This window comes from Actinomadura sp. 3N407 (assembly GCF_052245875.1).
Taxonomy (GTDB): domain Bacteria; phylum Actinomycetota; class Actinomycetes; order Streptosporangiales; family Streptosporangiaceae; genus Spirillospora.
Genome location: NZ_JBQQBP010000021.1, coordinates 37,069 through 48,926, shown reverse-complemented (window position 1 = coordinate 48,926; position 11,858 = coordinate 37,069). Strand labels below are relative to the sequence as shown.

Here is an 11,858-nt window from a genome sequence, read left to right as displayed (position 1 = left end):
GGCCTCCATCGGGCACGGGTTCGTCAGACACGGGGGGCCGTGGTCGGGGTCATGGTCTGGGGCCACTGCTTGCCCGGGTGGACGGCGCCGCAGTTCGGGCACTTGCGGTCGCTGTCGTAGAAGCCCTGGAACGCGGGGGGCAGGTCGTCCACGATCGAGCGGACCTGCAGTTCGGCGCGGCGGACGAGGTGGTGGCACTCGGTGCAGTACCACTCGAACGCCTCCCTCAGCCCCTCCGGCCTCGGGATCTCCACGACGAGCCCGATCGACCCGGCCTCCGGCCGCTGCGGCGAGTGCCGCACGTGCGGCGGCAGCAGGAAGACGTCGCCCTCGTTGATCTGCAGGTCGGTCGGCGGGCTGCCCTCCTCCTCCATGACGCGCAGCACCATGTTGCCTCTGAGCTGGTAGAAGAACTCCTCGGTGGGGTCGTCGTGGAAGTCGGTCCGCTGGTTGGGGCCGCCGACCACCATGATGATCAGGCCGGCCTCCTCGAACACCTGGACGTTGCCGACCGGCGGTTTGAGCAGGTCACGGTGCTCGTCGATCCAGGACTCGAAGTTGAACGGCGTTCCGAACGACAGCTGGGGCAGGGTCATGCTCCGGCCTCCTCACGGGCTGTGCGCTTGTCGGGTGTGCGGTTCACGGGGATGTGCGCCACGCACGAGATCTCGATGAGCAGGTGCGGATGCGGGAGCTGGTGGACGGCGACGGTGGTGCGGGCCGGGCCGGTCTCGTCGAAGTACTCTCCGTAGACCTCGTTGTACCCGCCGAAGTCGTTCATGCTCACCAGGTACGTGGTGACGTTGACGATGTCGGCCAGCCCTCCCCCGGCCGCGCCGAGGAGGTCGCCGATGTTGTCGATGACGGCGCGGGTCTGCGCCCGGATGTCGAGGTCGGTGACGCCCATCGCGTCGGCGCTCGCCCCGGCGAACGTCCCGTCGGGGCGGCGCGAGCTCGTCCCCGACACGAACACGAGGTCGCCGGCCCGCTTGACGTGCGGGAACCGTCCGCGCGGCGCGGCCTTGCCCTCGACGAGGATCGCGTCGCCCATCATGTCGTCACCTCCACTCCGCCGAGCCCGGCTCCGGTGACGCGGACGTGCGCGTCCTTCGGGAGCGGCACGGCCGCCGTCGCCGCGCCCGCAAGGACGATCCAGCCGGGTTCGAGCTTCATGCCCGCGCCGAGCGCGAGCCGCGCCGCCGCCCGCAGCGACCGCGCCGGGTCCCCCAGGATCGCGGCGGACGAGCCCGTCTGCACCGGACGCCCGTCGATCTCCAGCAGCAGTCCCACGTTCGACACGTCGCGGGGCGCGTGCCAGGCCCCGAACCCGAACCGCGCCGCCGACGCGTTGTCGGCGATCACGTCCGGGAGCGTGAACTCGAAGCCGGCGTACCGCGAGTCGAGGACCTCGAACCCGACCGCGACGCCGGCGACGGCCGACTCGGCCTCCGCGGCCGACCGGACCTGCCGCCCGATCAGGTAGGCGATCTCCGGCTCGATCCGCGGATGGACGAGCCGCGAGACGTCCACGGACGACTCGGCGAGCATCCCGTCGGTGAGCAGGCCCCAGATGACGTCGTCCACGCCCATCTGCACCATCTTGGCCCGGCTGGTGAAACCCATCTTCACCCCGGCGAGCCGCTCGCCCCTCCGGCGCCGCCGCTCGATCCCGGCGCGCTGCACCGCGTACGCCGTCGCCACGTCGAGGGGCGTCGCGTCGGTCAGCTTCGGAATGGCCCGGACGTCCCGGGCGGCATCGTCCAGCATCGTCGCGAGCCCGTTCACGTCCACCATCACGCCTCCTCCTTGCCGAACGCGACGCGGACATCGCCCAGGCCATCGATGCGGGCCTCGAACACGTCGCCCGGGACGGCCGGGACCACCGGGCCGAGCGCACCGGTCAGCACGGTGTCCCCCGCCCGCAGCGGACGCCCGACGCGGGCGAGCGTGTCGGCGAGCCACAGCGCCGCGTTCAGCGGATGCCCGAGGCAGGCCGCGCCGTTGCCGGTGGAGACCTGCTCCCCGCGCCGCTCCATGACCATCCCGCAGAGGCGCAGGTCCACGTTTTCGAGGAGGACGGGGCGGTTGCCCAGCGCGTACATGCCGGACGAGGCGTTGTCGGCGACGGTGTCGGCGAGCGTGATGTCCCAGTCGCGGACCCGGCTGCCGACGACCTCGATGGCGGGCAGCGCGAACGCCGTCGCGCGGATCACGTCGGCGACGGTGTGCCGCTCGTGGGTCAGGTCGTGCTCCAGCACGAGCGCGACCTCGGCCTCGGCGCGCGGCTGCAGCACCGCGCCCGCGGGGATCTCCTCCCCGTCCGGGACGGCCATGTCGGCGAACAGCATCCCGAAGTCGGGGCTGTCCACGCCGATCTGCGCCTGCACGGCCCGCGACGTCAGGCCGATCTTGCGTCCGGCGAGGCGGCGGCCCTCGCCCAGCCACCGCTCGGTCACCCGGTCCTGCACGGCGTACGCGTCGTCCGCCGTCGTGATCAGGTCGCGAACGGGCTGGCAGGGCGCGCCGGACGCGTAGGCGCCCAGGAGCCGCCCGGCGGCGGCGTCGATGTTGTCGGTGGTCACGGGACTCGCTTTCAAATCTGGATGCACACGTTGACGGGCTCGGAGAAGAAGTCCAAGGAGTACTCTCCCCCTTCACGCCCGATCCCGGACGCTTTCACACCGCCGAACGGGGTGCGAAGGTCGCGCAGATTCCAGCAGTTCACCCAGACGATTCCCGTTTCGATTCGTGGCGCCACCCGGTGCGCCCTGGACAGGTCACGCGTCCACACCGTCGAGGCGAGCCCGTAGGGGCTGTCGTTGGCGAAGGCGAGGGCCTCGTCCTCGGTGTCGAACGGCGCGACGTGGCAGACCGGCCCGAAGATCTCTTCCCTTACCGTGCGGGCCGTTTCCGGAAGCCCGGTCAGGACGGTGGGCTCGACGTAGAAGCCGCCGTCCCTCTCGTCGCCGAACTCCGGTGCGCCGCCGCCCGCGACGACCGTGGCGCCCTCCTCGCGGGCGAGCCGGTAGTACGACAGGACCTTGTCGCGGTGCTCCGCCGAAATCATCGGCCCGTACCCGTCGAGGGCCTTCACGCGTCCGCCCAGCCTCTCGACGAACTCGTCGAAGACCGGCCGCTCGACGTAGACGCGCTCGGTGCACAGGCAGATCTGCCCGGAATGGGTGAACGACGACCGGACCGTCCCGTCCACGGCGGCGTCGATGTCGGCGTCGGCGAAGACGAGCGCCGGGTTCTTGCCGCCCAGCTCGAACGACACGGGCGTGACGTGGTCGGCGGCGCTGCGCATGATCGCGGCGCCGGTGGCGGACTCCCCGGTGAACGCGATCGCGTCCACGCCCGGATGCCCGGTGAGGAACTCGCCCGCCGCGCCCGCGCCATGCCCGTGCACCAGGTTGAACACACCGTCCGGGAGCCCGGCGTCATCGATAACCCGGGCCAGCAGCGTCGCCGTCGACGGCGTCTCCTCGGACGGCTTGAGCACGACGGTGTTGCCGCACGCCAGCGCCGGGGCGATCTTCCACGTCGACAGCAGCAGCGGAAGGTTCCACGGCGAGATGACCGCCACCACGCCCAGCGGCCGCCGCACCGTGTAGTTGAGCGCCTCCCCCGCCCCGGAGCTCCAGCCGGGGATCTGCGTCATGTAGGCCCGTTCGGGGCGCCCGTACAGCAGGTCGGCGTACGCGCGGAAGTTGCCCACCGCTCTCGGGACGTCAACGGTCGACGCGAACTCCCGGGACCTGCCGGTGTCGGCGACCTCGGCGTCGACGAACTCCTCGAACCGCGCCTCGATCCCGTCGGCGACGGACCTCAGCGCGGCGACCCGCTCCCGGGCGCCCATCGTCCCCCAGGGCCCCTTCAGCGCGGCCCGCGCCGCGTTCACGGCGTCGTCCGCGACCTCCCGCGTGGCCTCCGGGACGGCGCCCAGCTCGGAGCCGTCGCCCGGGGCGATGAGCGGGAACGACGTCCCGTCCGAACGGAAGACCCCGCCGACGTAGTGCTCAGCCTTCATCCGTCCCTCCCGGCATGGCTCGACGCCTTCGATCCTCCGCCCCACAAGCTATGCCTGGCAAATACCAATCAACCATGGAGGTATCACGAACCTGTGATAGTAAGTGGCCATGCGCGCGATCGACCTGCTCAACGGACGGCTGAAGCTCCGGCACCTCGTGCTCGTCGTCGCCATCGCCGACCAGGGCAGCGTCCTGCGGGCCGCCGAGCACCTGCACCTGGCGCAGCCCGCCGTGACGCGCAGCCTGCGCGAAGCGGAGAACGTCCTCGGCGTCGAACTGTTCACCCGCGGCCCGCGCGGCGTCACACCGACGATGTTCGGGGACGTGTTCATCGAGCACGCCCGCGCCGTCCTGGCCGAACTGCGCCGCGCGGGCGAGCGCATCACCGGCCTCGCGGACGGCGAGGTCGGCACCGTCACCATCGGCACGCTCCTCGCCGGCTCCAACGTCCTGCTCCCCCGCGCGATCGCCGCCCTCAAGAAGGACCGTCCCGGCATCACGGTGATCGTCCAGGAGGCCACGTTCGACGCGCAGGTCCCGCGCCTCCTCGACGGCGAGATCGACCTGATCCTCGGGCGCCTCAACCCCATCGACGACCTGCGCGGCCTCCGCCAGATCACCCTCTACGGCGAACCCGTCCTGCTGGTCGCCCGCCGCGGCCATCCGGCCCGCCGCCGCCCGTCCCTCAACCTCGCCGACCTCCTCGACTACCCGTGGGTGCTGCCCCTGGAGCAGACCGCGCTGCGCTCGGAACTGGAGCAGGTGTTCCGCGCGGAGGGCCTCGTCCTGCCGGGCGACCTGGTCGAGTGCACCTCGGTCCTGACCGTCCGCACCCTGGTCCGCGACACCGACATGATCGCCGCCCTCCCCGAACTGGTGGCCCGCACCGACGCCGACATCACTCCCCTGCCCGTGCCGCTGGAAACCGTCCGCCGCCAGGTGGGCGTCACGCTCCCCGCCGGCCGCGCCCCGACCCCGTCCGCCCGGCTGATGCTCGACCACCTCCACCACGAGGCGGCCGAACTCACCTCCTGATCACACGGAACGGACGAGATCGGCGAGCGCCCTGCCGGTGCTGGACTCCCCGTCGCCCAGATCGAGGACGACGTCGAAGTGATCGCGGCCGGGCACCACCATCAGATCACTCGCGTCCCAGTGCGGGTGGAACAGCCGTGACTGCGTCAGAAAACCGTCCCCGTCGTTCTCCGCGACGACGAGCAGCGCCGGGCACCGGTGATCGGACGGCAGCAACGCCGGGCTCAACGCCGCCGCCCTCTCCAGGTCCAGACGGACGTACCGGTTGACGTACGTGCGGGTGATCGGCCGGATGTCGAACAACCCGCTGATCGGCATCGCGGCCTTGACGACGTCCCCCGGAAGCCCGAGGGGCCCCTGCCACCCGCCGACCATCGTCATCCCGGTCAGATGCCCGCCCGCCGAACTGCCCCCGACCACGATCCGCTCCGGATCCAGCCCGTGCTCACGCCCGCGCCGGTACACCCACGCGACCGCCGCCCGCACCTGCCGGACGATCTCCTCCAGCGTCGCCTTCGGGGCGAGCGTGTAGTCGGGCACCACGGTCGCGATTCCCTGCTCGTGGAGTCCCCGTGCCATGAACGACGACTCGGCCCGCGACAACGCCATCCAGTAACCGCCGTGCAGGAAGACGAACACCGGCCGCAGCCCCTCGCCGTCCACGCCCCAGACGTCCAGGCGCTCCCCGCTCGGTTCGTCGTAGACGACCCCGGCATGCCCGGGGAGCCCCGCGACCGCCTGCTCCGACTCGGCGCGGTAGCGGATCATATGCCGCTCGAACAGCTCGGGCCCGGCCTTGCGCCGCACGTTGTAGGCGACGTCCAGTTCCTCGTCGCTCAACTCACTGCCCGGCCAGTCGTCCACGGACCCCTCCGGTGTCATCGTCCGCCGTCGCCAACCTGCCGGTCGTACCGGTCCAACAGCTCAAGAGATTCCATCAGCACGCCCTCCCCATGCTCGCCCGCCGCCCGCCGCGCAATGGTGCCCAGCACCTGAAAGGGGAGTCGTACGCTACCGCACAGCCATAAGACGAGTGGCCGGAGCGGATCGACAACTGGGAGGACACCTGGGACCTCGACGACGCCTCCCTTTTCATCCACCCCCGATGGATCCCGTGGGCGTCGTTCGAGGGCGGGCCCATGGTGATCGACATACGGCCCGGTCCGTGCCGGCCGGGACGCCGGTGGTCCCCGGCAGCATGAGCCGGGCACCGGATGAGCCCCGCCCGTCGTGCCGGGCCGGTTACCGGCCCGCCTGGGCAAGTGGACGTCGTCTCGCCGATGCCGTTGACCGGGGCGGTCCCGCCGACCGCGAGTCATTTCCAGAGGGGCTCGGGTGACTCGTGGACGTGGCCGGTGGAGGTGAAGTTCAGGTAGCGGTCGAAGTCGGTGGCGAACCAGCGGTCGTGGGTGACGGCGAGGACCGTTCCCGAGTAGGAGGCCAGGCCCTCCTGGAGGGCTTCGGCGCTGACGAGGTCGAGGTTGTCGGTGGGTTCGTCCAGCAGGAGGAGGGTCGCGCCCGACAGTTCCAGCAGGAGGATCTGCAGGCGGGCCTGCTGGCCGCCCGACAGGGTCTCGAACGGGCGGGACGCGGCGGGGGCCAGTTCGTAGCGGGCGAGGGAGGCCATGGCGTCGTTGCGGGTCAGTGCGTTCTCCGACATGACGATCTGCGCGGGTGTGCGGGCATGCAGGTCCGGGCGTGCATGGGTCTGAACGAAGTGGCCGGGGACGACTCGGGCGCCGAGGCGGAATGCGCCGTTGTACGGTACGCCGCCGCCGGCCAACAGGCGCAGGAACGTTGATTTGCCGGAGCCGTTCGAGCCCAGTACCGCAACGCGTTCGCCGTACCAGATCTCGGTGTCGAAAGGCCGCGTCATGCCGGTCAGTTCCAGCGACTCGCAGATGAGCGCGCGTTTTCCGGTACGGCCGCCGCGCAGGCGCATTCGCACGTTCTGTTCTTTCGGGGCGCTCTGCGGTGGTCCTGCCTCCTCGAAGCGTTGCAGGCGGGTGCGGGCGGCCTGGTAGGAGGAGGCGACCGCGTCGTTGTTGGCGGCGCGTTGGCGGAGTGTGTGGACGAGTTGCCTGAGACGCGTGTGCTCCTCGTCCCAGCGCCGGCGCAGTTCGTGGAGGCGTTCGGCGCGGTCGCGGCGGGCCTGTGCGTAGCCCGTGAAGCCGCCGCCGTGTACCCAGACGTCCCGCGATTCCACCGTGACGATGCGGTCGGCGGTGTCCGCGAGCAGTTGCCGGTCATGGGATACCAGCAGGACGGTCTTGCTCGTGGCCCGCAGTTTCCCGGCCAGCCATTCCTTGGCGGGAACGTCCAGGTAGTTGTCGGGTTCGTCCAGCAGGAGGACCTCGTCCGGGCCGCGTAGGAGTGCCTCAAGGACGAGGCGTTTCTGCTCTCCGCCCGACAGGGTGTCCACCCCGCGGGTCTTCACCTCGTCGAAAGGGAGGCCCAGCGCCGCTGTGGCGCAGGTGTCCCAGACGACCTCGATGTCGTATCCGCCGGCGTCGGTGTAGTCGGTGATGGCTCGGGCGTAGGCGAGCTGGCTGCGTTCGGCGTCGTCCAGGTCGCGTTCGGTTTCCGCGAGTCGTTCCGCGGCGCGCTGCACGCGCCCGGGGGCCACCGAGAGCAGGAGGTCGTGGACGGTCCGTCCGTCGCGGACGCCGCCGATGAACTGGCGCATGACGCCGAGGCCGCCGGAGCCCGTCACGACGCCTTCCGCCGGCCGGACGTCACCCGCGATCAGCCGCAGCAATGTCGTCTTGCCCGCGCCGTTGGGGCCGACGAGTGCCGCCTTCGCGCCTTCGCCGACGCGGAACGACACGTCGTCCAGGAGGAGCCGGCCGTCGGGGAGCGCGTAGGTCAGGCGGCTCACCTCGATGTGTCCCATACGGTCCTTCCCGTACGTTGTTCGAGTGACCGGATCATTGGTCTAGTGCTCGTCTAATGTACTAGCCTCGGGCGCATGACCGAGAGCGTGTGGCTGCGGCGGGAACGTCCGCGGCGGGAGGCGCCGCCCCTGACGCGGGAACGCATCGTCGACGAGGCCGTGGCACTGCTGGACGAGGAGGGCATCGGGCGGTTGACGATGCGGCGGCTCGCCGAGCGTCTCGGCACCGGGTCCACGACCCTGTACTGGCACGTCAAGACGAAGGACGACGTGCTGGAACTGGCTCTCGACGCCATCTTCGGCGACGTCCCGACGCCTGATGGGGCGGGGCCGGACTGGCGCGGCGACGTGATCACGCTGATGTCGGGCTGGCGGGCCGCGATGCTCAACCACCCATGGTCGGCGGCGGTTCTGGGCGGACGGCCGCTCCTGGGCCCCAACGTCATGGCCCGCACAGATTTCCTATACGGCGTTCTTGCCGTGACAGGGCTGACCGGCCCGCAGCTGGCCGGCGCGGCGTACGCGGTCGCGAACTACGTCATCGGCTCGGCGCTCATGGAGGTCGGGGCGCAGCGCGACGATGAACCGGCGGCGCAGAAGGCCGCCGAGGAGCATCTCTCACGCAACCGTGACCGGTATCCGAATCTCGCCGCGCACGGTCATCTGAGCGGGGTCGAGTGGGATGCCGCGTTCGTCCGCGGGCTGGAGTGCCTGCTGGACGGGTTGGCCCGAGTCAGCCCTTGAGTTCGATGATCTTCAGTCCGGGGGCCTTGCCGATCTCTCGGGGGCAGAATCTCCCGATGACCCAGCGCTTCTGGGAGAAGAGGCGGGTCTGGTCGGCGTAGTGCGGGGACGTCGGGTCGGCGGACTGCGAGTACGTCATCAGCGTCCGGGTGTCCGGGCAGCGGTCGCCGTCGAAGGAGACCACCTGGACGTAGCTGGAACCGGTCGTGACCTCGGTGTAGCCCTTGCCGGGCGTCCACGTGGCCTCGATCTTGTTGAGGATGCCGAGGTCCTCGGTGCCGCCGCCGATCGGGATCTTCTCGGCGTCGCGGTTGACGTACTGGTGGTCGCCGAGGGGCGCGTCGAGGGGGATGTTCGACTTCCGCAGTTCGTCGGCCGCGTCGATCAGGGCCCTGCGGGCCGCCCAGGAGCCGGTGTTGAAGTCGCGCGGCGTGTTGACCGGGTCGGAGGCGTCGAACGGTGTCCTCCACAGGTCCCATGCGGCGGTGGTCCTGCGCCAGTAGCGGTCGAACAGGAGGGCCCCGCGGCTGCCGGTGCCGGCCGTCCCGTCCCACTCGGCGAGGACGTCGCAGGGTTCGCCGAGGCGCATGTCGCGGCACATCCTCACGGTGCCGCCGGCGGCGAGTTCGCCCGCGTGGCTGCGGTTGGCGAAGACGAGGTTCTGCATGTCGGCCCGGGTGAACCCGCTCTTGCCGAGCTGGTCCCGGACGGCGACGAGGCCGCTGCGGGTGCGCAGGCTGCGGGTCGCGTTCTCGTCGCCGATGATGCGGTCGTAGCCGGTCAGCGGCTTCTCGGGGTTCGACAGCCAGTAGCTGTCGTTGGAGTTCGTGACGTAGTCGGCGCGGTTCAGCACCGGGTAGCGGTCCGGGTCGAGGATGCCCGGCTGGACGGTTCCGGGGGCCTTGCCCGGCGCGCAGGACGATCGGGTGCCGTCCAGGATCGCCAGCCTGGCGGAACGTCAGGTGGCCGAGGAGGGTGTTGCAGCGGTCCGCGAACTCGTCGGTGGCGTTGGGCAGCACCTGGATCTGGGCGAAGAGGGCCGTGCCTCGCGAGTCGGCGGCGATGGTGTTGACCCAGGGCAGACCTTGGGTCCGCTTGAGCGCGCGGACGGCGTCGTCGGTGGTGCGGGCCTTGCTCAGGGCGAGTGAGGTGTTGGCGAGGCGCACGTTCGCGGCGCCGGCGGCTCTGGCAAGCCCCCGCGGGCCGCTACGGCAGCAGGCCGGGGAGGTCGGCGGCGTGGTCGTGGAGGTAGGCGGCGAGCGTCTCCGGGATGAGGTCGATGGACGCCAGGCCCGCGGACGTGCAGGTCACATGGTCGACGTCGTAGCGGCCGTTGCCGGGGTCGTCGAATTCGGGACCGTGTCTGCGGGACAGGTCCATCGAGGTCAGGCGGCACACGTAGAAGGTGTTGAGGCGGTACAGGCCGGGGCTCTGCTCCCCGCACGCGAAGACCTGGCGGACGGGCCCGGCGGTGGCGCCCAGCTCCTCGTCCAGTTCGCGTCGCAGCGCCGCCTCGGGGCTCGCGTCCGTGGGTTCGATCTTGCCGCCGGGGGTCGTCCAGTAGACGGGGCGGCCCGGGCGGGTGCGCCGGATCAGGACGAGCGCGCCGCCGTCCAGCAGCAGCGCCCGGACGGCGCGCCGGACCCGGACGGTCCCGCTCACGAATTCAGGTAGGCCAGGACGGCGAGCACGCGGCGGTGCCCGCTGTCGGTGTGCGGAAGGCCGAGCTTGGCGAACACGGCGCCGATGTGCTTGCTGACCGACCGCTCGGTGATGACGAGGGTGGACGCGATGGTGGCGTTGTCGAGGCCCTGCGCCATCAGGCCGAGGACCTCGCGTTCGCGGGGTGTGAGGGCCCGCGGCGGGTCCCGGCGGGACGTCATCAGCTGGGAGACGACCTCGGGGTCGAGGGCGGTGCCGCCGGCGGCGACGCGGGCCAGGGCGTCCAGGAACTCGTCGACGCGCCCGACGCGGTCCTTGAGCAGGTAGCCGATGCCTTCCGCGCCGCCCGCGAGCAGCTCGGCGGCGTAGGTCTCCTCGACGTACTGCGACAGGACCAGCAGCGGCAGGCCGGGGAGCCGCTTGCGGGCCTCGACGGCGGCGCGCAGCCCCTCGTCGCGGAACCCCGGCGGCAGCCGGACGTCGAGGACGGCGGCGTCCGGGCGGTGCTCCAGGAGCGCGGGCAGCACGTCGGGGCCCTCGCCCGCGACGGCGACGACCTCGTGCCCGTCCGAGTTCAGCAGCATGACGAGCCCCTCGCGGAGGAGCACGTTGTCCTCGGCGATCACGATCCGCACGGCAGGTCCACTGTGAGCGTCGTCCCTCTCCCGTCGGGGCTGTCGATGCGGGCGGCCCCGTCGAGCGCGGCCACCCGGCGGCGGATGCCCGCGAGGCCGCTGCCCCGGTCCGGGTCGGCCCCGCCCTTGCCATCATCCCGCACCGTGATCGTCAGCCGGGCGGGTTCGCGGCGGACCGTGACCCGTCCGTGCCGGGCGCCGCTGTGCTTGGCGACGTTGGTGAGGGCCTCGGCGACGACGAAGTAGGCGGCGGCCTCGACGGCGGCGGGCGCCCTCCCGCCCGCCGCGCCGCCGATGTCCGCGCCGTCCCGGTCCTCGCCGTCCATGTCGACGTCCAGCTCGATGGGGATCGGCTGCCCGGCGGCGAGGGCGCCCAGCGCCCCGGCCAGACCCCGGTCGGACAGGATCGGCGGGTAGATGCCGCGGATCACCGTCCGCAACTGGGTGAGCGCCTCCTCGACGCCCTCCCTGGCCTCCAGGAACAGCTTGCGCGCCGCGTCCGGGTCGGCTTCGAAGCGGCGGTCGGCGAGCCCGAGGCGCAGTGCGGCGGCGACGAGCTGGGCCTGCAGGCCGGTGAGCCCGTGCACCGCCATCCAGGCGGCGTCGCGCCAGGTGACCGGCGACCGCGCCAGCCGGCGCGCCTCCCGCAGGCCCTCGCCGAGCGGCGGCCGGTACGGCTCGGGGATCTCGCGGCCGAGGATCCGGCCTGCCCGGCGCCGTTCGGCGTTGGCGAGCGCACGCAGCGGCTTCACGGCCGACGGGAGCCACGGCAGGGCGATCCACATCAGAGCCAGGAAGGCCGTCAGCGGGACGAGCCCCAGCATCGCGGGCAGGCCCGTCCGCAAAGCGCCGACCAGC

13 protein-coding genes and 1 pseudogene are annotated in these 11,858 nt (G+C 71.6%); 2 read left to right on the top strand and 12 right to left on the bottom strand.

Features of this window, described 5'->3' with window-relative positions:
• Nucleotides 1-23 precede the first annotated feature (23 nt).
• From ACTWPP_RS37420 to ACTWPP_RS37400, 5 genes are read right to left on the bottom strand one after another with little or no spacing between them, the layout of a single operon-like run.
• Nucleotides 24-596: a 3-hydroxyanthranilate 3,4-dioxygenase gene (locus ACTWPP_RS37420; RefSeq protein WP_443109169.1), complete on the bottom strand. Its 573-nt coding sequence runs from the start codon at nucleotides 594-596 to the stop codon at nucleotides 24-26.
• Nucleotides 593-1,054 (bottom strand): RidA family protein, encoded by a 462-nt coding sequence (locus tag ACTWPP_RS37415; RefSeq protein ID WP_443109168.1) that lies wholly within the window; start codon nucleotides 1,052-1,054, stop codon nucleotides 593-595. Before ACTWPP_RS37415 ends, ACTWPP_RS37420 begins: the two co-directional genes overlap by 4 nt.
• Complete coding sequence (locus ACTWPP_RS37410; RefSeq protein ID WP_443109167.1) at nucleotides 1,051-1,794, bottom strand: 2-keto-4-pentenoate hydratase; 744 nt, start codon at nucleotides 1,792-1,794, stop codon at nucleotides 1,051-1,053. Before ACTWPP_RS37410 ends, ACTWPP_RS37415 begins: the two co-directional genes overlap by 4 nt.
• Nucleotides 1,794-2,582 (bottom strand): 2-keto-4-pentenoate hydratase, encoded by a 789-nt coding sequence (locus ACTWPP_RS37405; RefSeq protein ID WP_443109166.1) that lies wholly within the window; start codon nucleotides 2,580-2,582, stop codon nucleotides 1,794-1,796. Before ACTWPP_RS37405 ends, ACTWPP_RS37410 begins: the two co-directional genes overlap by 1 nt.
• Nucleotides 2,583-2,593: 11 nt before the next feature.
• Nucleotides 2,594-4,030, bottom strand: coding sequence for a 2-hydroxymuconic semialdehyde dehydrogenase (locus tag ACTWPP_RS37400; protein ID WP_443109165.1), 1,437 nt, complete (start codon nucleotides 4,028-4,030; stop codon nucleotides 2,594-2,596).
• A 109-nt stretch (nucleotides 4,031-4,139) separates the two neighbouring features.
• Here ACTWPP_RS37400 and ACTWPP_RS37395 point away from each other — a divergent pair, with 109 nt between their 5' ends.
• On the top strand, nucleotides 4,140-5,066 hold the full coding sequence (locus ACTWPP_RS37395; protein ID WP_443109164.1) for a LysR substrate-binding domain-containing protein: 927 nt from the start codon (nucleotides 4,140-4,142) through the stop codon (nucleotides 5,064-5,066).
• On the opposite strand, the gene ACTWPP_RS37390 is transcribed toward ACTWPP_RS37395, so the two are convergent.
• Both ACTWPP_RS37390 and ACTWPP_RS37385 read right to left on the bottom strand, forming a co-directional pair.
• Nucleotides 5,067-5,930: an alpha/beta hydrolase gene (locus tag ACTWPP_RS37390; RefSeq protein WP_443109163.1), complete on the bottom strand. Its 864-nt coding sequence runs from the start codon at nucleotides 5,928-5,930 to the stop codon at nucleotides 5,067-5,069.
• Nucleotides 5,931-6,381: 451 nt separating this feature from the next.
• Complete coding sequence (locus ACTWPP_RS37385; protein WP_443109162.1) at nucleotides 6,382-7,959, bottom strand: ABC-F family ATP-binding cassette domain-containing protein; 1,578 nt, start codon at nucleotides 7,957-7,959, stop codon at nucleotides 6,382-6,384.
• 75 nt (nucleotides 7,960-8,034) lie between these two features.
• Between ACTWPP_RS37385 and ACTWPP_RS37380 the strand changes: the two genes are divergently transcribed.
• The gene (locus ACTWPP_RS37380) at nucleotides 8,035-8,703 is read left to right on the top strand and encodes a TetR/AcrR family transcriptional regulator (protein ID WP_443109160.1); all 669 of its coding nucleotides are present in this window, start codon (nucleotides 8,035-8,037) and stop codon (nucleotides 8,701-8,703) included.
• On the opposite strand, the gene ACTWPP_RS37375 is transcribed toward ACTWPP_RS37380, so the two are convergent.
• From ACTWPP_RS37375 to ACTWPP_RS37355, 5 genes and pseudogenes are all read right to left on the bottom strand, one after another.
• The gene (locus tag ACTWPP_RS37375) at nucleotides 8,693-9,640 is read right to left on the bottom strand and encodes a penicillin acylase family protein (RefSeq protein WP_443109245.1); all 948 of its coding nucleotides are present in this window, start codon (nucleotides 9,638-9,640) and stop codon (nucleotides 8,693-8,695) included. The genes ACTWPP_RS37380 and ACTWPP_RS37375 overlap by 11 nt on opposite strands.
• A gap of 124 nt (nucleotides 9,641-9,764) precedes the next feature.
• Nucleotides 9,765-9,869 (bottom strand): annotated as a pseudogene (locus ACTWPP_RS37370) (hypothetical protein); the annotation flags it as partial.
• A 40-nt stretch (nucleotides 9,870-9,909) separates the two neighbouring features.
• The gene (locus tag ACTWPP_RS37365) at nucleotides 9,910-10,365 is read right to left on the bottom strand and encodes an NUDIX hydrolase (RefSeq protein ID WP_443109159.1); all 456 of its coding nucleotides are present in this window, start codon (nucleotides 10,363-10,365) and stop codon (nucleotides 9,910-9,912) included.
• Nucleotides 10,362-11,000 (bottom strand): LuxR C-terminal-related transcriptional regulator, encoded by a 639-nt coding sequence (locus ACTWPP_RS37360; RefSeq protein ID WP_443109158.1) that lies wholly within the window; start codon nucleotides 10,998-11,000, stop codon nucleotides 10,362-10,364. The genes ACTWPP_RS37365 and ACTWPP_RS37360 overlap by 4 nt, the downstream gene beginning before the upstream one ends.
• Nucleotides 10,988-11,845, bottom strand: coding sequence for a sensor histidine kinase (locus ACTWPP_RS37355; RefSeq protein WP_443109157.1), 858 nt, complete (start codon nucleotides 11,843-11,845; stop codon nucleotides 10,988-10,990). Before ACTWPP_RS37355 ends, ACTWPP_RS37360 begins: the two co-directional genes overlap by 13 nt.
• Between the last annotated feature and the right edge of the window lie 13 nt (nucleotides 11,846-11,858).

What these genes read in the sequence shown, in the direction of transcription:
- ACTWPP_RS37420 (WP_443109169.1), bottom strand. Translation starts at nt 596, where the DNA reads ATGACCCTGCCCCAGCTGTCGTTCGGAACGCCGTTCAACTTCGAGTCC.
- ACTWPP_RS37415 (WP_443109168.1), bottom strand. Translation starts at nt 1,054, where the DNA reads ATGATGGGCGACGCGATCCTCGTCGAGGGCAAGGCCGCGCCGCGCGGA.
- ACTWPP_RS37410 (WP_443109167.1), bottom strand. Translation starts at nt 1,794, where the DNA reads ATGGTGGACGTGAACGGGCTCGCGACGATGCTGGACGATGCCGCCCGG.
- ACTWPP_RS37400 (WP_443109165.1), bottom strand. Translation starts at nt 4,030, where the DNA reads ATGAAGGCTGAGCACTACGTCGGCGGGGTCTTCCGTTCGGACGGGACG.
- ACTWPP_RS37395 (WP_443109164.1), top strand. Translation starts at nt 4,140, where the DNA reads ATGCGCGCGATCGACCTGCTCAACGGACGGCTGAAGCTCCGGCACCTC.
- ACTWPP_RS37385 (WP_443109162.1), bottom strand. Translation starts at nt 7,959, where the DNA reads ATGGGACACATCGAGGTGAGCCGCCTGACCTACGCGCTCCCCGACGGC.
- ACTWPP_RS37380 (WP_443109160.1), top strand. Translation starts at nt 8,035, where the DNA reads ATGACCGAGAGCGTGTGGCTGCGGCGGGAACGTCCGCGGCGGGAGGCG.